This window comes from Flavobacterium sp. 11 (assembly GCF_002754315.1).
GTDB lineage: Bacteria > Bacteroidota > Bacteroidia > Flavobacteriales > Flavobacteriaceae > Flavobacterium > Flavobacterium algoritolerans.
This window is the reverse complement of the sequence record NZ_PEFE01000001.1, coordinates 204436-225503: the sequence shown is the minus strand read 5'-3', so window position 1 is coordinate 225503 and position 21068 is coordinate 204436. Positions and strand designations below refer to the sequence as shown.

The following is a 21068-nucleotide window of genomic DNA, read 5'->3' as shown; positions in this document are numbered from 1 at the left end:
TAGATTATGTTTAAAGATAAAGTTTTATTAATCACTGGTGGAACAGGCTCCTTTGGAAGTGCTGTTTTGAACCGTTTTTTGCATACCGATCATTTTAAAGAAATCCGTATTTTTTCACGTGATGAAAAAAAGCAAGATGACATGCGTAATTTTTATAAAAATGATAAAATTAAATATTTTATTGGTGATGTAAGAGATTACAATAGTATACAATATGCTATGCACGATGTTGATTATGTATTCCATGCAGCAGCATTAAAACAAGTGCCATCTTGTGAATTTTTCCCTATGCAGGCCGTAAAAACCAATGTAGAAGGGACACAAAATGTTATTCGTGCAGCAGCTTCCAATAAGGTTAATAAAGTGATCTGTTTGTCAACCGATAAAGCAGCTTATCCAATCAACGCTATGGGGATTTCTAAAGCCATGATGGAAAAAGTTGCGATAGCAGAAGCGCGAAACTTAACAGATACTACAGTTTGTCTGACCCGTTACGGAAACGTAATGGCTTCTCGTGGTTCCGTTATTCCGTTGTTTTTATCTCAAATCAAAAAAGGGGAAGTGTTAACTGTTACTGATCCTAATATGACCCGTTTTTTAATGTCGTTAGAAGAAGCTGTTGAATTGGTATTATTTGCCTTTGAACACGGTAACTCAGGTGATTTATTCGTAAATAAAGCTCCTGCTGCCACAATAGGTGATTTAGCTGAAGCTGTCTGTCAATTAAAAAACATAAAAAGCGAAATTAAAGTTATAGGAACCAGACACGGAGAAAAACTTTATGAAACTTTATGTACTCGTGAAGAAATGATGAAAGCAGAAGATATGGGTGATTTTTATCGTATCCCATCTGACAACCGTGATTTAAATTACGCTAAATATTTCTCCGAAGGAAAAGAGATTCAACCAGAAATTGAAGATTACAATTCGCATAACACAAAACGAGAAGATGTTGAAGGGGTAAAAGTGCTATTAAAAAAACTTGACCTATTTCAAGACTAAATAAAAATGCTTACTACAATAATTGGAAATACTTTTGCAGATGAAAGAGGCACATTATCATTTAATAATGAACTGGATCTTTCTGAGGTAAAACGCATGTATTTTATCGAGAATGCGGATTTATCAATACAAAGAGCATGGCAAGGCCATCAAATTGAAAAAAGATGGTTTATTGCAGTTAAAGGCAAATTTTTAATCAAATTAGTGGAAATTGATAATTTTGAATGTCCTTCTGATGGTCTAGAAGTAAGGTCGTTTGAGCTTGACTCTAAAACACTGGATGTCTTACTTGTTGAGGCGGGTTATGCTTCTTCTATCCAGGCTTTAGAAGCTGATTCTAAATTGCTGGTTTTTTCCAATTATAAGATGGGAGAAGTAGCGGATAATTATAAATTTAATCCAACTCAATGGAAATAAATATGAAGAAATTAAAAGTAGCAACAATTTTAGGAACGCGCCCTGAAATTATACGTTTAGCTGAATGTATCAAAAAATGTGATATCTATTTTGAGCATGTTTTAATTCATACGGGCCAAAATTACGATTACGAATTAAACGAAATCTTTTTTGAAGATTTAGGTTTGAGAAAACCAGATTATTTTTTGAATGTTGCGGGAAATCATTTAGGAGAAACGATTGGCAACGTAATTTCAAAATCGTATGAAATTTTATCAAAAGAGCTGCCTGATGCTTTATTAGTTTTAGGAGATACCAACAGCGTGTTGAGTACTATTGCCGCTAAGCGATTGAAAATTCCTATTTTCCATATGGAAGCGGGTAACCGTTGTTTTGACCAAAATGTGCCTGAAGAAATTAATCGTAAGATTTCGGATCATATCAGTGATATTAATTTAACTTATACAGAGAATAGCCGTCGTTATTTACTGAGTGAAGGTTTTCGAAAAGATCATGTATTTGTTACGGGATCTCCTTTGAAAGAAGTCTTATTAAAATATAAGGAGCAAATTCTAAATAGTGACGTTGTTTTCCGCTTGGATTTAAAAAATCAGCACTATATAGTAGTGAGCGCGCATCGTGAAGAAAATATTGATTTGGATAATCATTTTGAAATATTAGCGGAATCTTTAAATCAAGTAGCTGAAAAATATCAGATGCCCGTTATCTTTTCTACACACCCCCGTACAAAGAATCGGATTGAAAAAAATAAAATAAAATTTCATCCGTTAATTTCCAATGTACCGCCTTTAGGCTTTTTTGATTACGTTCAGTTGCAAAAAAATGCTTTTGTTGTACTTTCGGACAGTGGAACCATTAGCGAGGAATCAGCGATGATGGGGTTTCCAGCTGTAAGTATTCGAACAAGTACAGAAAGACCTGAAGCAATAGACGCAGGGACTATTGTTTTGGGAGGGATAACTACAGATCAAGTATTGAACGCCATTGAAATTTCCAGAGGTCTGTTTGATGTAAATATTGAATTACCAAAGGAATACGAAGTGACTAACACTTCTGCCCGTGTCATTAAAGCAATTCAGAGTTACACTTCAATTATTAATAAAGTAATTTGGGATAAATAATTTATCAAATGAAAAAAATATTAGTAATAGGGATTAAAGGCATGGCAGGTCATATGCTTTACAATTATTTTGAGGAAAGTAAATTGTATGATGTTTATGGTTTAGCCAGAAATATTGAATCAACTCCTAAACTGTTTGATATTGATGTTTCAGATACTGCACAATTGCGTTCTCTTTTTATAGCAAATCAATTTGATTATGTGGTAAATTGTATCGGAATTTTAAATAAAGATGCAGAGGACTATCCATCAAAAGCCATTTGGTTTAATAGTTATTTCCCTCATTATTTAGAAGGAATTACAAAAGAAATACAGACGAAAGTAATTCACATTAGTACCGATTGTGTTTTTTCGGGTAAAGAAGGCGGATATACTGAAAATGACATCAAAAATGGAACTGGTTTTTATGCCCAGTCTAAAGCATTAGGAGAATTAACAAATGCTAAAGATGTAACGATTCGTACCTCTATTATAGGACCAGAATTGAATCAAAATGGCATCGGTTTATTTCATTGGTTTATGTCTCAATCAGATGGGGAAGTATTAAAAGGGTTTACGAATGCTTTTTGGTCCGGCTTAACCACTTTGGAATTAGCAAAAGTTGTACTTGAAATTATTAACCAAAATATTAGTGGCTTAATTCAAGTAGCGCCCTCTTCTAAGATTGATAAATATAATTTAATCTCTCTATTTAATTCTATTTATAAAAATGGTAAAATGACAATTGAGCCTAACGGGAATTACCACGTTGATAAAAGTTTAGTGAGTATCCGAACTGATTTTGACTATCAAGTGCCTAATTATGAAAAGATGTTGGAAAGTCAAAAGGACTGGATTTTACAGCATGCCAGTATTTATTCTCACTATTTATAAAATTTTATTATGATTTCTGTAGTGACTGCTTATTTTAATCGCAGAAAGTTATTGATTCGTACTTTAGAGAGTATGAATTCGAATTATGGTACGATTGATTTTGAATTTATTGTTGTTGATGACGGCAGTGAGGAAGAAGAGCGGTTGGAAGATTTACAACAAATTTATCCCTTTTTAAGAATTATTCGTTTAGAAAAGTCTGATAAATGGTACAGTAATCCCTGTATTCCATTTAATAGGGGTTTTGAAGAAGCTAAAGGAGATAAAATAATACTTCAAAATCCGGAATGTTATCACTTTGATAATATACTGGAATATGTAGCCACCCATCTAAAAACAAATGATTACTTAAGTTTCGGTTGTTATTCTTTAGATAAAAAAAATACAGATGATGATGAGTTATTTTTTGATAGTGACAATATCTTATCACTAATTGCAAATAATTCACACGTAGTACAAACGGATGGAGGTTTAGGATGGTATAATCATTCTAGATATCGTCCTAGTTCTTATCATTTTTGTACCGCTATAATGACAAGTGATTTAGTAGATTTAGGAGGTTTTGATCCACGGTATGCTTTAGGACATGGATATGATGATGATGAGTTTATATTTAGGGTTAAACAAAAACGAATGCATATTAAGTTTGTTGATAATAATAAAGTTATTCATCAAAATCATTATGTAAAACAAATCTCTGTAGATGATCAAAAAGAGAAATATATAAATGAGAAGGCCTCAAGAAATAAAAGTATTTTTAATAACATAACTAAAAATTCGTTCCATTATAGGGCTAATTTCCTAACTATAGGCAATCATCGCCAAAACAATAAACGGTATGTTATTCTAACTATTAGGAACTATTGGCTCAAGATAAGATATGAAATGCAAAGAAAATTTTAGAATAATTTCCTAATAATGAATTTAATAAAAGTTAATGGAGCCTTCTAAAAATAGAACTCTTCTAAAGAATATTGCCTCTTTAGGTATTGTTCAAGTGGTTAACTATATTTTTCCGTTAATAACTATACCATATGTTTCAAGAATAATAGGGCCTGAGGGTTTTGGAGTGATAAATTATATTACAGCCTTTGTTAGTTATTTTATTCTGATAATAAATTATGGTTTTGATTTTACAGCGACAAGAAAGATTGCAGTTGATCCGGACAATTTAGAGATTCGTTCTATAGTTTTTTCCGAAGTAACTTGCGCTAGAGTATTATTGTTTATCGTGTCGGTAGCCGCTTTTTTGATTTGTGTTAGTGTAATACCTCTTTTAAGTAAAAATCTAATGCTATCATTGATATTATTTTTAAATGTTATTTCAGCTCTTTTGACTCCTCAGTACATATTTCAAGGATTGCAAAAATTACCTATATTAAGTGTAGTAACGGTGTTAAAAGGTATTATTAATACAAGTTTAATTTTTCTTTTTGTGTCGAAAAAGGATGATTTGCAATTATATGCTAGTATAGGTGTTTTTAGTAATTTTTTAATCAGCTTGATTTCTATTTTATATGTAATATTTGTTATTAAAATTAAATTTAATTTTTATTCTATAAAGCACTCATTAAATATTTTAAAGGAGGTAAGGTCAGTTTTCTTTTCTTCAATAATTTTTTCACTTTATACAACAACAAATATAATTATTTTGGGACTTTTTCAAGAAACTAAAACCATAGGTTATTATACCACCGCTGTTAGCTTTATAATTATAGTTCAAGGTGTTGTTAATATTCCACTTGCATCATCACTATATCCATATATTGGCAGGGCTTTTTCAGAAAGCCAAGAAAACGGTATAAACAAGTTAAGAAAAATTGTACCTCTAGTTTTTTATTTTACAGCTACAGTTTGTCTTGGGATTTTGATATTAGCCCCTTTTGTTGTTTTTTTAATATATGGAAAAAGTTTTGAAGGGTCAATAATTAGTGTACAGATTTTAAGTTTTCTTCCTTTAATTTCTGCAATGAGTAGCTTAATGGGAATTCAAACTATGCTTAATTTAAATATGGATAATTTGTTTTTAAAAATCACCAGCTTTGCAGCTTGCTTTAGTGTCGTGTTAAACTTAATATTGGGCTATTATTTTAGTTATATTGGAACAAGTATAAGTTATCTGTTTACAGAAGTATTAATTTGTATTTCATTTTATATTATTTTAAGAAACAGAGGTCTAGTTTTATTTAAAAAAGACAATTTTAAATTTAAAAATGTAATATCACAAATTACAAATATTAAAAATATATAATTTAATTGTTTTGATAAAAAATATATGAGTAAATGAAGTAAAAAGTTAATTGATAAAATTTATGATCAATTAAAAAAGATATTTGGGATGCTCTAGCTTTTATGGAGATATAGATCTGGAGTTGGTAAGTTTTAAAATATTACTTAAAAATGAGAATTTAAATTTAGATAATTGATTGTTATTAATGAATAAGATATATTATATAGGACATTTTTTAGAAGGTTTTAATGATGGTGGACAGTCTAGAAACAAGGCTTTTAGGGAGTATTTTACTCAGAAGGATGCATTAGTACTACCTGTTTACAGCTCAAATCCTTTTGTTCGATTTGCCTTTTTGTTAAGTATTTTGAGAATTATGCTATTCTCTAAGGATAATGAATTTTTTATTCATCAAGGAACTCTAATCGTTTTATTTCCTATACCTATTTTGAAATATGATTGGATAAGAACACTTGTATTTAAATTAATGGAATATACTTCAAATCGTAATGATGTAACTATTGAAGTTAATGATTTACCTTATGAACAGGCCAAGGACTTAGAACTGGTTGTTCAAGAAATCTACAAAATTTTTCAAGATAAATTATATAATTTAAAGAATACAAAATACATATTTGCTTCTCATGAAATGGGGAAATATATTAATGATAAATTTAAATTAAATTATGAAGTGATAATTAATGGCTCAAATGAGATAAAATATTTTTCGAATTCTGAGCCATTGCATAATTGTTTCAGTTCTGCCGAAACTAAGTTTGTTTACGCTGGAGGTTTGAATAAAGGTAGACAAATTGAGGCTTTAATTTCAAAGTTTAACAATAGAAAAGAAATTTTAATTCTTATGGGTGAATGGGGCGAATGGATGTTAGATTATGGGCTATCTGATAATATTTTTTACTTAGGAAAATTTCAGGAAGATTATGCTCATTATTTAATTTCTAAATGCGATGTCGGAATAATACCTTACGATGAATCAAGATTTTATTATAATATTTGTTATCCTACTAAAGCATCTTTTTATATTACAGCTGGGATTCCATTTTTATCGACTCCATTATTGGAATTAAAAAATGTTTTTGAGGGGAGTGAGATGGTTTTTTTTGTTCCTTTCGATAGTTGGAATATATTTATAGATAATTTTGACAAATCTAGGTTGTTTGAGATTAAAGAAAAAGTAAATAAAGAAAAACATAAATTTTACTGGAAAGATTTGTTAAGCAAGTATTTTAAATATAATTCAAAAAAATAAATGTATTTTATTATTAGTTTTATTTTGCTTTTTTTGTCTTACTTTGAATTCTATCTTAATAAGAAATATTTATTTAGAATAACAATCACTTTTATTGTAGGATTATTGTTTTTTATCCTTTTAGGTTGTAATACATTTTCACCGGATCTTGATAATTATAAAATACATTTCGAAGATCTTGATCAAGATTATATAAAATTGCGAGTTGAGCCATTTATACTTTTTCTGATGGAAACTTGTAAAAATTTAGGACTTTCTTTTCAAGGATATCAATTAGTTTTCTCTTTTTTAACTTTTTCATTGTTTTTATATTCTATATTTAAATATAGCCCCCTTCCCGTTTTTGTGTTATTTAATTTTTTTTTTATCCCATTTTTCCCTGACATTACCCAAATTCGTTTTTTTTTAGGGTTTACAATATTTTTGTTTTCTCTGCAATTTTTCAAGAAGAAAAAGCTGGTGTTCTATATTTTGATTGTGCTAGCCTTTCTATGTCATCTTTCGATATTTATGATGTTAATATTTCTTATATTAAGGAATTTTAAATTTTTTAGAAGACAAGTTACTTGTAATATAATAATTATAGTTGGGACTTGTTTGTTAGGACTTACACCCAAAAGCATAATAGATCCATTATTGGTTTTAGTTGACCCCAAATTACTTCTTTATGCAGAATCAGAAATTGTTGGGACTTTTGCTGGAACGATTGCCTTATTTCTTCCTTTTTTTATTATTAATAATATTGTTATCTATTTCCATAATAAATATTCTAGTGTATACTATCCGCTCCTTGAAGAAAAATATGTTAAAAATATTCCGTTATTTATTGATCTTATTCAATTTTCCAATTTCATGATTCTGTTTCAGTATTTTATACGTGATTTTTCTAGAATAACTCAAAATATTCATATTATTGTAATTGTTTATTTATCAATAATTATATATGCATTTATTAAGAGCAAGAAAAGGTTTTCAGCTAAATTAATTGTAATTGGAGTCATTTTTTGTAATTTGAGTCTTTTTTACATACAATTTTTAATGGTTAATAATTTCGAATATTTTGAAGTAATAAATAAAACGTTTACTAGTAATTATTTTTTTGATTCTATTGCTGAACTTTTTAATTTTGAAAATTTATGAAAATATTATTCTTAACAAAATATAACAGCGATGGTGCCTCGTCAAGATATAGAGCGTATAATTACAAACGATATTTTGATGAAAATGAGATACAGTATTATTTCAAGCCATTGCTTGACAGTAATTATGTTTTGGATTTGTATAGAGAAAAAAAAATAAAATCTTTAATTCAAAGTGTTTTTTCAGTTTTAACAAGAATTATTTTTTTACTGTTTAATTCGAAACAGTATGATCTGATAATAATAGAAAAAGAATTATTCCCTAATGCGCCTTATTTTATTGAATCTTTTTTTCTAAAATCGAAATTGTATGCATTAGATTTTGATGATTATATTGCAACACAGTATAAAGAAAATAAATTTAAACGTCTTTTTTTAGGAAATAAAATACAAAAATTAGTTATGGACGCTAAGTTTGTAACCGTAGGAAATCATTGGTATTTTGAAGAATTTAAAAGCAATAATTTAATCTATTTACCCACAGTTGTTAATTTAGATGATTACAGGAAAGTGAAGCAAGATTATCAAATCAAAGTAGTTACTATAGTTTGGATCGGTTCCCCATCTACTGTTAAATATCTTCAAATTGTAATTCCAGTTTTGCAACAGTTGTCTAAAAAATACTTAATAAAATTAAAAGTGATTGGTGCGGATATAATTATTGAAGGTGTAGATGTAGAATTGGTAGAGTGGAATTCTGAGACTGAGGCTGATGAACTGGTTTCTGCAGATATCGGAATTATGCCTTTGAAAAGTACAATGTGGGAAAATGGCAAGTGTGGTTTTAAGCTAATTCAATACATGGCTTCAGGTCTGCCAGTTGTTGCGTCCGCAGCTCCAGCAAATGAAGAAATTGTTAAGAACGGAATGGATGGATTTATAATTAAGGATGATAAAGATTGGTACAATAAACTAGAAGAACTTATTTTGAATGAATCTCTTAGAGAGCGATTTGGTAAATCAGGAAGAAATAAAATTGAGTCAGACTATTCATATCAAGTTTGGGGTAATCGTTATATAAATATTATTAAAAATGCATAGAGTAGATGTGTTATTGCCGACATATAACGGAGAAAAATTTATAGAGGAACAAATTAAATCCTTACTTAATCAAACTTATAAAAATATTAATATCCTTATAAGAGATGATGGTAGTGAAGATGAAACAAATAGCATTATTCAAAGATTAGCAAAAATTGATGATAGGATAATTATATTTACTGACACGGGAAGAAATTTAGGACTGGTTTCTAATGTTAATTTTTTATTAGGAATTAGTGATGCTGAATACATAATGTATTGTGATCAAGATGATGTTTGGATAGAAAACAAAATTGAATTGCTATTAGAAGAGATGTTGAGAAGGGAAACGGAATTAAACACACACACACCTATTTTAATCCATTCAGATTGTTACGTAACGGATGAGAATTTAAAAATAAAAGGCTTGTTTAAAGGAAATAAACCGATGCAATATGGGTTGAATAAATCACTGTTTAAATTTTATGTTCAAGGAGCTTCGTCACTTATAAACAAATCATTAAAAGAAGAAATTTACCCATTTATAAATAATGTGTACCTTCATGATCGATATACACATCTTTGTGCGGAAATTATGGGCTTTAGGTTTTATGTAAACCAACCATTAATGAATTATAGGCAACATTCTTCAAATTTAGTTGGAAGTTCAAGTTTTATTAAGAAACTTAAAAACAACTTTTTAGCTGAACGGTTTGATTTTTTTCAAATAGAGGATAGAAAACTCATCGAGTCACTGTTTAATGAAAAATATCCTAAAAATAAGTTGCTTGAGGGCTATCTTAAAATTACGTCCCAAGAAACTTCTTTATTGCAGAAAATTAAAATTATGCGATGCTATAATATGAGTATGAGGTTCAAAGAGTTTTTTATCATGATTATTAAATTTTAGTTTTTTATGTGCGGTATTAATGGAATTATAAGTTCAGTTCGGGATAGTCAATTAATAAATGTTCTTTCAGATATGAATAATTTGATTATTCATAGAGGCCCTGATCAGGATGGATTTTTTAATTGTGAGAATCGTATTTTTATGGGAATGCGAAGGTTATCTATTATTGATCTTAGTAGTGGAAAGCAGCCGATATCAAACAATGATGATACAATAAGTATTGTATTTAATGGAGAGATTTATAATTATGTTGAATTACGCAAAAAATTAATTAATAAGGGGGTTGCTTTTAAAACGAATTCAGATACCGAAGTAGTTTTGAAAATGTATGAATTTTACGGAAAAGAATTCTTGAAGGATCTAGATGGAATGTTTGCCTTTAGCATATATGATAAAAAACTAAATACAGTCTTAATAGCAAGAGATTTTTTTGGAGAAAAACCACTATATTATACTAAGAGCAACAACACTTTTATGTGGGCTTCTGAATTGAAATCGATTATTAAAGCACTACCAACTAAGCCAAATATTAATAAAAGGAGTTTAAATCTTTTTTTGCAATTAACCTACATACCTGCACCTTATACGATTTATGATGGCATTCATAAATTGGAAGCAAATCATTATCTTGAATTTGATTGTAATAATTTCAGTTTTCAGATTCATGAGGTGAATCAGAAATTTAAAGCATATTCTGAAATTTCAAAATCAGAAGCAAAGAAATTAACCCATGATATGGTGCAAGAAAGTGTTTCTTCCAGATCAATTGCTGATGTGTCTTTAGGCACGTTTCTTTCGGGGGGTGTTGATTCTTCTATTGTTTCTTTATGCCTAGCTCAACAATCAAGTACTAAAATAGAAACCTTTTCAATAGGCTTTGATGAAAAATCTTTTGATGAAACCGATAAATCTAGAACGGTAGCCAAACTTATCAATAGTAATCATCATGAATTTATTATTTCTGAAAAAGATTTAACAGCAAATATCGATGAAATTATCCTGAATTTTGATGAACCTTTTGCTGATTCTTCGGCTTTGGCTAGCTATGTGGTTTCCAATAAAACCAAAGAATATGTAACAGTAGCCCTTACTGGTGATGGTGGAGATGAGGTTTTTGGAGGCTACAATAAATACTATATGGGGAGTTTGAATGATAAATATACAAAGTTCATTCCTAAAACATTACACAATTGTTTTTTATCTGGAATCAGTAGTTTACTGAATACAAATCAAGATAATAGAGGTAAGCGTTTTAAAATTAATAGATTATTAAAATCAATAAATTACGAAGGTGATTTTTATTATAATATAATTTCATTGGGATTTCATGAGAGTGAAGTGAAAGAATTTTTAAAAGAAAATTTGTACAATGAAAATTCATTAGCTTATTATAAAAACAAAATAGGAGATAAGAATAAAACCTTATCTGATTTTAGAAATATTGACCGAATTATCAGTCTTGAGGGGGATATGATAGTTAAGGTTGACAGAACCAGTATGTTGACTTCTTTAGAATGTCGCGCTCCTTTTTTAAATAAAGAAATTTGGAATTTCACCAGTCAACTACCAGAAAAATATTTAATAAACGGTTGGGATAAAAAACATATTTTAAAAGAATCTTTCAAAGACTATTTTCCTAAAGATTTTTTAAATAAATCTAAAAAAGGTTTTGGAGTACCAGTTGGTGATTGGTTGAGAGCAAATTTAAAAAGTGAATTGCTTTCCTATATTGATAAATCGTTTATTGAAAAACAAAATATTTTTTATTTTGAAACGGTTTCAAATTTAGTTAATAATCATTTGCAGGGTAAAATTGATAATACATTCAGAGTTTGGACATTCTATTGTTTTCAAAAATGGTATAAGCAAACTTATGAAAAGTAAAAATAAACTTATTCGTATTACCACAGTTCCAGTTTCGTTGAAGACTTTATTGAAAGGACAGCATCAATTTATGTCAAATCATTATGAAGTTGTTGGGATTTCCTCAGAAGGGCAAGAGTTAAGAGATGTTAAAAACCAGGAGGGTATTCGTGTAATTCCGATAGAAATGACCCGAACCATTTCTCTACTTAAAGATTTTAAATCATTATGGGAATTATATAAAATTCTTAAAAAAGAAAAGCCATTAATTGTACATTCCCATACGCCAAAGGCTGGGATTGTTGGGATGTTAGCAGCTAAGTTAGCAGGAGTTCCATATCGGTTACATACGGTTGCGGGTTTACCGTTGATGGAAGCTACAGGAAGTAAAAGAAAATTGCTTGATTTTGTAGAACAACTAACATACAATTGTGCAACAAAAGTGTATCCTAATTCTAAAGTATTGAGTGATTTTATACTAAAAAATAATTTTACCAAGCCAGATAAATTAAAAGTTATTGCAAACGGTAGTTCTAACGGAATCAATACAAGTCATTTTGACTCAGCCATGTTCTCTGCAACTGATCTGCAAACTTTAAAAGATAATTTGGGAATTACTAAGCATAACTTTGTATTTGTTTTTGTAGGGCGTTTGGTAAGCGATAAAGGTATTAATGAGTTAGTACAAGCTTTTGAGAAGTTGTCAAAGCAAAGTATAGATGTGAAATTACTATTGGTGGGGTCTTTAGAATCGGATTTAGATCCTTTACAACTTCAAACTTTGCACGAAATAAAGTACAATGCAAATATCATTTCAGTAGGTTTTCAGAAAGACGTCCGTCCGTATTTTTCAATTTCAAATACTTTGGTTTTTCCAAGTTATCGCGAAGGTTTTCCTAATGTGGTCATGCAAGCAGGAGCCATGGGATTACCAAGTATTGTAACTAATATTAATGGCTGTAATGAAATTGTTGAAGAAGGAATAAATGGAATAATCATTCCTGTGAAAGATAGCGATGCTATTTACTCAGCCATGCAGAAAATGATATCTGATAATTATTTTAGGACTCAATTACAAAAAAAAGCTAGAGCAATGATTGTTTCACGGTATGAGCAACGAGTAGTTTGGGAGGCAATTTTGGCAGAATATAAAAGTTTAGAACAGAATGTATAAATCTTTTTTTAAAATAATGATTGACTTTAGTTGTGCTATAATAGGATTACTATTATTAAGCCCTTTGTTTCTTATTGTAACTATTGGTTTGTATTTTGCTAACCAAGGCAAACCTTTTTTCTTTCAATTCCGCCCTGGCAAAAATGGAAAAATTTTCGAAATTATTAAGTTCAGAACCATGAATGACAAAAAGGATATAGTTGGGAATTTACTGTCTGATGATCAACGTTTGACAAAAATCGGTAAATTCGTTCGAAAAACATCTTTGGATGAAATTCCGCAGTTACTCAATGTGCTAAAAGGAGATATGAGCCTGATAGGGCCACGACCTTTATTGCCAGAATATTTGGCGTTGTATGATGAAGAACAAAAAAAGCGTCATGAAGTAAAACCTGGTATAACGGGTTGGGCACAAGTTCATGGGAGGAATGCGATTTCTTGGCGACAAAAGTTTGAGTATGATGTTTGGTATGTAGAAAATTTAAATTTTTTTTTAGATATTAAGATATTATTTTTGACTGTAAAAAAAGTACTTAAGTCGGAAGGTATAAATGCAAACGGTTCAGTAACAACAGAATCTTTTAAAGGGAATTAAGATGTATTTATTTGGTGGGAGTGGGCATTGTAAAGTTATAATTGACATTATTAAAAAATCAAACGAATATCCAATTGAAGGGGTATTTGATGATAATCCTAAATTTAATGTAATTTTTGATGTACCGGTTTTTAAAACTAAAACTTTAGACTTTTTTATAGACAAACAATTAATTATATCAGTTGGAAATAATAAGATAAGAAAAAAAATTTCTAAAAAAATTTCTGCCCTATATGTGAAAGCAATCCATCCTAATGCTATCGTTTCATATGATGTAGATATTAATGAAGGGACTGTAATAATGGCTGGAGCAATTCTTAATGCTTCAGTGAATATTGGGAAACATTGTATTATAAATACAGGAGCTGTTGTGGATCACGATTGTATTCTAAATGATTTTGTTCATATTTCTCCTAATGCTTCTTTAGCGGGTGGTGTTTTGGTAGGAGAGGGTAGTCAGATAGGAATTGGAGCAACAGTTATTCAAGGGGTTAAAATAGGAAAATGGGTTACTATTGGAGCCGGGGCAGTAATTATAAAGGATGTTCCTGATTATGCCATTGTGGTCGGTAATCCAGGCAAAATAATAAAATTTAATTTACAAGTAAATGAATAATTCAAAAATATGGCTTTCTTCACCACACATGGGTGGAAACGAACGAAAATTTGTTAAAGAGGCATTTGATGCCAATTGGGTAGCCCCATTGGGCCCCAATGTAAATGGTTTAGAGCAAGATTTAGAAAATTATTTAGAGAATCAAGCTTTTGTGGGTGCTTTGAGTTCTGGAACCGCCGCCATCCATTTAGGCTTAATTTTATTAGGAGTTCAAGCGGGAGATGAGGTAATTTGTCAAAGTATGACTTTTTCAGCTTCGGCAAATCCAATTTTGTATCAAGGCGCAACTCCTATTTTTATTGACAGCGAGATTGATACTTGGAATTTATGTCCCATTGCTTTAGAGGAAGCTATTATCGACCGTATTGCCAAAGGAAAAACTCCAAAAGCAATTATTGCAGTGCATCTGTACGGTGTACCTTATAAAGTTGAAGAAATTCGAGTTGTGGCTGATAAATACGGGATTCCAATTTTAGAAGATAGTGCTGAAGCATTAGGTAGCAGTTATAAGGGGCAAAAATGTGGTACTTTCGGAGATATTGGGGTTTTGTCTTTTAATGGGAATAAAATTATTACTACTTCAGGAGGAGGAGCAATTGTTACGCCGACTGCATCCTTAAAGGACAAGGCTGTATTTTATGCAACCCAATCAAGAGATAACGCTCCGCATTATCAGCATAGTGAAATAGGATATAATTACAGAATGAGTAACATTTGCGCTGGTATTGGCCGTGGGCAAATGGAGGTATTGGATGATCACGTGGGTTTACGTAGAAAAATGAATACTTTTTATGTTGATTTGTTCAAGGATATTGCAGCAGTCACCGTTTTTACAGCTCCAAACGATGATTATTTTGCTAATTACTGGCTGAGTGCCATTGTGGTGGAACCTAGTTCAGAAGATGGTATAAACAGAGAAGCATTGCGTTTGGCTTTTGAAGCTGCCAATATAGAATCACGACCATTGTGGAAACCGATGCACGTACAACCTATTTTTTCAACGTATCCGTATTATGGAAATAAAATATCGGAGACCTTATTTGAAAATGGTTTGTGTCTGCCATCCGGATCAAATCTTACGGATGTGGAGAGAGAAAGAATTGCGGCAGTGATTGCGAATTTCTTTAAATAATAAATTAGAATTGAATTTTAACATGAAAATTGAAAAAACGTTTATAAAAGATTTAGTAATTGTAGAACCAATTGTTTTTGGAGATGAAAGAGGCTATTTTTTTGAAGCATATAGCAAGACAAAATTTACCGATTTAGGTATAGATATTGAATTTGTTCAGGATAATCAATCTTTTTCTAAAAGAGGAACTTTGCGTGGCTTGCATTATCAAAACCCACCTTTTGCACAAACGAAATTGGTTCGTGTACTTCAAGGAGAAATTATTGATGTGGCAGTTGATTTGAGAAAAGATTCGCCTACTTATGGAAAACATTTCGGAGTGAAATTAACAGCCGAAAATAAAAAACAATTGTTGGTGCCACAAGGTTTTGCCCATGGTTTTTCGGTATTGAGTGAAACGGCTGTCGTGATGTACAAATGCGATCAGTTTTATAACAAACAAAGTGAGGGTGGAATTCGTTTTGATGATCCAACCTTGAATATCGATTGGGGAATGGATTTAGCGGATGCAATTGTATCTGAAAAGGATTTAGTTTTACCTAATTTTGCTAATTGTAACAGCCAGTTTTAAGTTGTGAAAAGTGAGTTGTGAAAAGTGAGTAGGTGTAAAATTTTCGTTTTGCCCCGGCCCTAAAGAGAGCCGAAAATTCAGAATGCATTTTTGTCTCTCGACTGCGCTCGAGATGACAGTAGGGAGTGTTCAGTGTTCGTTCAGAGGGTAGTAGTGAATAGTGAGTAGGTGTAAAATTTTCGTTTTGCCCCGACCCTAAAGGGAGCCGAAAATTCAGAACGTAAATTTGTCTCGACGGGTCAAGTATAAATGATTTAAGATACTATTGTGTATGAAACAAAGTCAGTCCTTACAGTTGTTTGAAAATAAAAAAGTGCGGACTCTATGGGATGCCGATCAAGAAAAATGGTATTTTTCTATTGTAGATACAATTGCAGTTTTGAGTGAAACCCCTAATGCCAGAAAATATTGGAGTGTTCTGAAAATGCGTTTAAAAAAGGAAGGGAGTCAGTTGACTACAAATTGTAGTCAACTGAAAATGCAATCTGCCGATGGGAAGTATTATAAGACCGATGTAGCCGATACGGAACAATTGTTTAGGTTAATACAATCCATACCTTCGCCAAAAGCTGAACCTTTTAAACTTTGGCTGGCACAAATAGCTTCGGAGCGCTTGGATGAAATGCAAGACCCAGAACTGACCATCGATCGCGCATTGGAACAATATCTACAATTGGGCTATTCTCAAAATTGGATCAATCAACGTTTAAAAAGTATTGAGGTTCGAAAAGAGTTAACTGACGAATGGAAAAGCAGGGGATTGAAAGAAGGAATCCAATTTGCTACATTGACTGATATTATCTCCAAAGCCTGGTCAGACAAAACGACTAAAGAGTATAAAGTGTTGAAAGGGCTGAAGAAAGAAAATCTTAGGGATAACATGACGAATACGGAATTAATTCTAAATATGTTGGCTGAAGCTTCTACGAAAGACATTTCTCAAGCTGTGAATCCCGAAAGTTTCGAAGAGAGTCAAAAAGTAGCTCAGCAAGGAGGCAATGTAGCCAAAGTAGCACTTCAAGAATTAGAAGCTAGAACAGGTAAAAAGGTAGTAACAGGATTGAATGCAAGACAGGTTTTGGATGCTAAAAATAAAGAACAAAAGGAGTAGTTTGTCGAATCGGTAATGGGTCCCCAGTTCGTTAAAAAGAGTTTACCGTTTAAAGTTGTTGTGTAAAATTTTCGTTTTACCCCGATCCGCCACGGCGGAAGCCGAAAATTCAGAACGTAAATTTGTATCGACACAAAGGGTAGTAGTGTCCTTCTACTTCGCTCAGGATGACAGTGAGAAGTGAATAGTTAGTAGAGAAAAGTATTCGTGTCTTGAAAATTGAAAAGATTAAAAAATAAATGAAAAAAATACTAATTACAGGAGGGAATGGACAGCTTGGGTCTGAATTAAGGCTTTTGTCAAAAGTGTATACCCAGTTTGAATGGATTTTTACAGATTATCAGGAATTAGATTTGTGTAATCTGGAAAAATTAGAAACGGAATTAACTAAAATTAACCCACAGATTATTATCAATTGTGCGGCACATACCGCGGTTGATAAAGCAGAATCGGAGTTTGAATTGTCGGATGTGTTGAATCATAAGTCGGTGGCTGTATTGGCCAAATGGAGTAATGTGAATGATTGTCAATTGATTCATGTTTCCACCGATTATGTTTTTGATGGAACAGCGGCTACTGCTTTAACAGAAACTGCCCAGCCTAATCCGATTAATGTGTATGGGGTAACTAAGTTGGCTGGGGAAAAGGCTTGTATAAAGTACAATCCGGATTCAATTATTATCCGAACTTCCTGGGTATATTCGAGTTTTGGAACAAATTTTGTGAAAACCATGTCGAAACTGATGCAAGAAAGAGACAGTTTGAATGTGGTCAATGACCAAATAGGGAGCCCCACTTATGCCGCAGATTTGGCGCAGGCTATTATGACGATTCTGACCCATGCTCATTGGCAGGCCGGGATTTATCATTTTTCCAATGAAGGAGCAATCAGCTGGTATGAGTTTGCTTTGGCGATTCAAGAAATTGGTGGTTTTGATGTTGAAATCAGCGGGATTTCAACATCGGCTTATCCAACACCAGCTAAGCGTCCGCAATATTCGTTATTGGATAAAAGTAAAATTAAATCTGTTTATGGGGTGGTGGTTCCTGAGTATATAACCAGTTTGAGGAAATGTATGGGGTTGTTGGGGTAGTTGTCGGTTATCAGTTATCGGTTGTGAGTTCTCTGTTATGAGAATGAGTAGTCGTTTTTAACCGAAAAGGGTGCGTGAATAGTGAGGAATTGGTTTTGGAAATCGTATATCGAACATCGTATATGAAATAGCCAATAAATAGTTTTTTTGAAGAGAGTCTTTACTTTTTTTCTTGATAAAAAAAGAAACAAAAAAATATTCATGGGTTATTATTGTTTTTTTGTATTCATGAATCTTCGATTTCAAGCCTGTAAATAAAAAGGTTAAAAACTACATCAAAGTGCCGTTCCGCAGCCCGAGCCGTTCGTCCTTCGTCCTCAACTCGCGGACTGCTGCCACTTTACTTTTTCGTTGTTTTTTTGACGTTTTTAATTTAAGGGCGGGCTAGGAGTTTTAGGTATGGGTTTTAGTGAGATGAGAACAGGTTTACAATTTTCGTTTTACCCCAGCCCTAAAGGGAGCCGAAAATTCAGGACATAATTTTGTTTCTCGACTACGCTCGAAATGAAAGTGAATGGTGAGAAGTGAATAGTGGGTGAAATGCGAAGTGGTCAGTGTTCAGTAAAAGTGTTCAGGTATTCCGTGTATAATTCTTTGTTCTTTGCTGGAAACTTTGTGGTTTTTGTGGGTTCACTTTTTGTGTTTAAATAAAAAATAATAAAATGAAAAAAATATTAATTACCGGTGGAGCCGGTTTTATAGGGTCTCATGTTGTGCGACTTTTTGTGAAGAAGTATCCTCAGTATCAAATCTTTAATTTAGATGCGTTGACCTATGCTGGGAATTTAGAGAATATTGCCGATATAGAGGTTGCACCCAATTATACTTTTATCAAAGGGGATATCGTTGATGCGCCATTTATAGATCAATTGTTTGCGGAGCATCAATTTGATGGGGTTTTGCATTTGGCTGCCGAATCTCATGTAGATCGTTCCATAACGGATCCTTTATCGTTTGTGAAAACCAATGTTATTGGAACCATGAATTTATTGAATGCGGCTAAAGCTACTTGGCAAGGCAATTATGAAGGGAAACGTTTTTATCACATCAGTACTGATGAGGTTTATGGCAGTTTGGGTGCTGAAGGATTATTCACTGAGACCACGGCTTATGATCCTAATTCGCCTTACTCGGCTTCTAAAGCCAGTTCCGATCATTTTGTTCGTGCTTATGGAGAAACGTATGGTTTACCTTATGTGTTGACGAATTGTTCCAATAATTATGGACCCTACCATTTTCCGGAAAAATTGATTCCTTTATTTATCAATAATATCATTCAAAATAAACCTTTGCCGGTTTATGGCGATGGGAAATATACTCGTGATTGGCTGTTTGTTGAAGATCATGCCGTAGCGATTGATTTGGTTTTCCATGAAGGCAAAAATCATGATACCTATAATATTGGTGGTTTTAATGAATGGCAGAATATCGATTTGGTTAAATTGCTTTGCAAAATAATGGATGAAAAATTAGGCCGTGCAGCAGGTTCATCGGAACAATTGATTTCCTATGTAAAAGACCGGCCAGGCCATGACTTGAGATATGCCATCGATGCGTCTAAGATCAATAAAGAATTGGGATGGAAGCCTTCGGTTACTTTTGAACAAGGATTGGAACGTACGGTGAACTGGTATTTGGAAAATCAAGTCTGGTTGCATAATATTACTTCGGGGAATATGCCAGTTATTACGAGAAACAATATCGTTAGTCGAAAGTCAAATGTCGAAAGTTATAAAGTCAAAAAAAATATGAAAGGAATTATACTAGCCGGTGGATCCGGTACCCGATTGCATCCGTTGACCTTGGCGATGAGCAAGCAAATGATGCCAGTTTATGACAAACCTATGATTTATTATCCGTTGTCTACTTTGATGATGGCGGGAATTCATGAAATATTAATTATTTCTACTCCTCACGATCTGCCTAATTTTAAAAAACTTTTGGGAGACGGATCTGCTATTGGTTGCCAATTCAGTTATGCGGAGCAGGCTATTCCCAATGGACTGGCACAAGCTTTTGTTATTGGAGAAGAGTTCATTGGGAAAGATAGTGTAGCACTGGTTTTGGGAGATAATATTTTCTTTGGAGCCAATATGCACGAGTTGTTACAATCCAATACCCATCCGGAAGGGGGAGTTGTTTTTGCTTATCATGTTTCGGATCCGGAACGGTACGGTGTGGTGGAGTTTGATAAAAACCTCAAAGCTCTTTCTATTGAAGAAAAACCAGTAGAACCCAAATCTAATTATGCGGTACCCGGTTTGTATTTTTATGATAATTCGGTGGTCGAAATTGCTAAGAATATCAAGCCAAGTGCTCGTGGAGAATATGAAATCACCGATGTGAACAAAATATATTTAGAAAAAGGAAAACTAAAAGTGGGGATTTTGAGTAGAGGAACTGCTTGGTTGGATACCGGAACTTTTAACAGCCTGATGCAAGCGGGACAATTTGTTCAGGTTCTTGAGGAACGTCAGGGCTTGAAAGTAGGCTGTATTGAAGAAATTGCCTGGAGGCAAGGTTTTATTACAGAACAACAACTTAAAGAATTAGCCGAACCTTTGAAAAAATCAGGTTATGGGGAGTATCTTTTGGGATTGTTGAAGCATAAGTTGTAGAGAACAGATTGCTTATTATTATTATTATTATTATTATTATTAAAATGGTTTTCGACACCTTTTTTGTTGCGTTTTACTCCACAAAAAATCTCCAAGTGTCTGGACGAACTGACAAAACACAATTGAACTGACGAAAATTTATTGTAAAAAAAACTAATTGCACCCAAAGGATTCAACTATTTTATTTTTGAGATTTAATGAGAATTTAGGCTGATATTAAGGGATGTACTGCCTCTCTTTTTTTATTTATTCGAATTTTAAATCAAATTGAATCAATAAGATTTTTTTTTCCATTCATTAAATGTTATTTTTG

19 protein-coding genes and 1 pseudogene are annotated in these 21068 nt (G+C 32.2%); all 20 read left to right on the top strand.

Features of this window, described 5'->3' with window-relative positions:
* The first annotated feature begins 6 nt into the window (after positions 1-6).
* The 20 genes and pseudogenes from CLV00_RS00960 (at position 7) to rfbA (ending at position 20755) form a co-directional block, all read left to right on the top strand.
* Positions 7-1002, top strand: coding sequence for a polysaccharide biosynthesis protein (locus CLV00_RS00960; RefSeq protein ID WP_099713421.1), 996 nt, complete (start codon positions 7-9; stop codon positions 1000-1002).
* Positions 1003-1008: 6 nt separating this feature from the next.
* Positions 1009-1419, top strand: coding sequence for a WxcM-like domain-containing protein (locus tag CLV00_RS00955; protein ID WP_099713420.1), 411 nt, complete (start codon positions 1009-1011; stop codon positions 1417-1419).
* 2 nt (positions 1420-1421) lie between these two features.
* Positions 1422-2540 carry a non-hydrolyzing UDP-N-acetylglucosamine 2-epimerase gene (gene wecB, locus CLV00_RS00950; protein WP_099716180.1) on the top strand — a complete coding sequence of 373 codons (1119 nt, stop codon included), beginning with the start codon at positions 1422-1424 and terminating at the stop codon, positions 2538-2540.
* 8 nt (positions 2541-2548) lie between these two features.
* Positions 2549-3412 carry an SDR family oxidoreductase gene (locus CLV00_RS00945; RefSeq protein WP_099713419.1) on the top strand — a complete coding sequence of 288 codons (864 nt, stop codon included), beginning with the start codon at positions 2549-2551 and terminating at the stop codon, positions 3410-3412.
* Between the two features lie 9 nt (positions 3413-3421).
* Positions 3422-4315 (top strand): glycosyltransferase, encoded by an 894-nt coding sequence (locus tag CLV00_RS00940; protein ID WP_099713418.1) that lies wholly within the window; start codon positions 3422-3424, stop codon positions 4313-4315.
* A 34-nt stretch (positions 4316-4349) separates the two neighbouring features.
* Positions 4350-5663 (top strand): oligosaccharide flippase family protein, encoded by a 1314-nt coding sequence (locus CLV00_RS00935; RefSeq protein ID WP_099713417.1) that lies wholly within the window; start codon positions 4350-4352, stop codon positions 5661-5663.
* Between the two features lie 184 nt (positions 5664-5847).
* On the top strand, positions 5848-6912 hold the full coding sequence (locus CLV00_RS00930; RefSeq protein WP_099713416.1) for a hypothetical protein: 1065 nt from the start codon (positions 5848-5850) through the stop codon (positions 6910-6912).
* Positions 6913-8052 (top strand): EpsG family protein, encoded by a 1140-nt coding sequence (locus CLV00_RS00925; protein WP_099713415.1) that lies wholly within the window; start codon positions 6913-6915, stop codon positions 8050-8052. It begins immediately after the preceding gene.
* Positions 8049-9092, top strand: a complete 1044-nt coding sequence (locus CLV00_RS00920) for a glycosyltransferase family 4 protein (RefSeq protein ID WP_099713414.1) — start codon at positions 8049-8051, stop codon at positions 9090-9092. Before CLV00_RS00925 ends, CLV00_RS00920 begins: the two co-directional genes overlap by 4 nt.
* On the top strand, positions 9085-9981 hold the full coding sequence (locus CLV00_RS00915) for a glycosyltransferase family 2 protein (RefSeq protein WP_099713413.1): 897 nt from the start codon (positions 9085-9087) through the stop codon (positions 9979-9981). The genes CLV00_RS00920 and CLV00_RS00915 overlap by 8 nt, the downstream gene beginning before the upstream one ends.
* Positions 9982-9987: 6 nt before the next feature.
* Positions 9988-11865, top strand: a complete 1878-nt coding sequence (gene asnB, locus CLV00_RS00910; RefSeq protein ID WP_099713412.1) for an asparagine synthase (glutamine-hydrolyzing) — start codon at positions 9988-9990, stop codon at positions 11863-11865.
* Positions 11855-13018, top strand: coding sequence for a glycosyltransferase family 4 protein (locus CLV00_RS00905; RefSeq protein WP_099713411.1), 1164 nt, complete (start codon positions 11855-11857; stop codon positions 13016-13018). The genes asnB and CLV00_RS00905 overlap by 11 nt, the downstream gene beginning before the upstream one ends.
* Entirely contained in the window at positions 13011-13613 is a 603-nt protein-coding gene (locus CLV00_RS00900; protein WP_099713410.1) for a sugar transferase, read from the top strand. Before CLV00_RS00905 ends, CLV00_RS00900 begins: the two co-directional genes overlap by 8 nt.
* Before the next feature lies 1 nt (position 13614).
* Positions 13615-14229 carry an acetyltransferase gene (locus CLV00_RS00895; RefSeq protein ID WP_099713409.1) on the top strand — a complete coding sequence of 205 codons (615 nt, stop codon included), beginning with the start codon at positions 13615-13617 and terminating at the stop codon, positions 14227-14229.
* Positions 14222-15361 (top strand): DegT/DnrJ/EryC1/StrS aminotransferase family protein, encoded by a 1140-nt coding sequence (locus tag CLV00_RS00890; protein ID WP_099713408.1) that lies wholly within the window; start codon positions 14222-14224, stop codon positions 15359-15361. Before CLV00_RS00895 ends, CLV00_RS00890 begins: the two co-directional genes overlap by 8 nt.
* 22 nt (positions 15362-15383) lie before the next feature.
* Positions 15384-15932: a dTDP-4-dehydrorhamnose 3,5-epimerase gene (rfbC, locus tag CLV00_RS00885; protein WP_099716179.1), complete on the top strand. Its 549-nt coding sequence runs from the start codon at positions 15384-15386 to the stop codon at positions 15930-15932.
* 271 nt (positions 15933-16203) lie between these two features.
* Positions 16204-17043, top strand: coding sequence for a Bro-N domain-containing protein (locus CLV00_RS00880; RefSeq protein ID WP_099713407.1), 840 nt, complete (start codon positions 16204-16206; stop codon positions 17041-17043).
* A gap of 239 nt (positions 17044-17282) precedes the next feature.
* A complete protein-coding gene (rfbD, locus tag CLV00_RS00875; RefSeq protein WP_099713406.1) occupies positions 17283-18137 on the top strand; it encodes a dTDP-4-dehydrorhamnose reductase in 855 nt (284 codons plus the stop codon).
* Between the two features lie 662 nt (positions 18138-18799).
* Positions 18800-19845, top strand: a pseudogene (rfbB, locus tag CLV00_RS00870) (dTDP-glucose 4,6-dehydratase).
* Positions 19814-20755 (top strand): glucose-1-phosphate thymidylyltransferase RfbA, encoded by a 942-nt coding sequence (rfbA, locus tag CLV00_RS00865; RefSeq protein ID WP_369800887.1) that lies wholly within the window; start codon positions 19814-19816, stop codon positions 20753-20755. The pseudogene rfbB and the gene rfbA overlap by 32 nt, the downstream one beginning before the upstream one ends.
* The last annotated feature ends 313 nt before the right edge of the window (positions 20756-21068 follow it).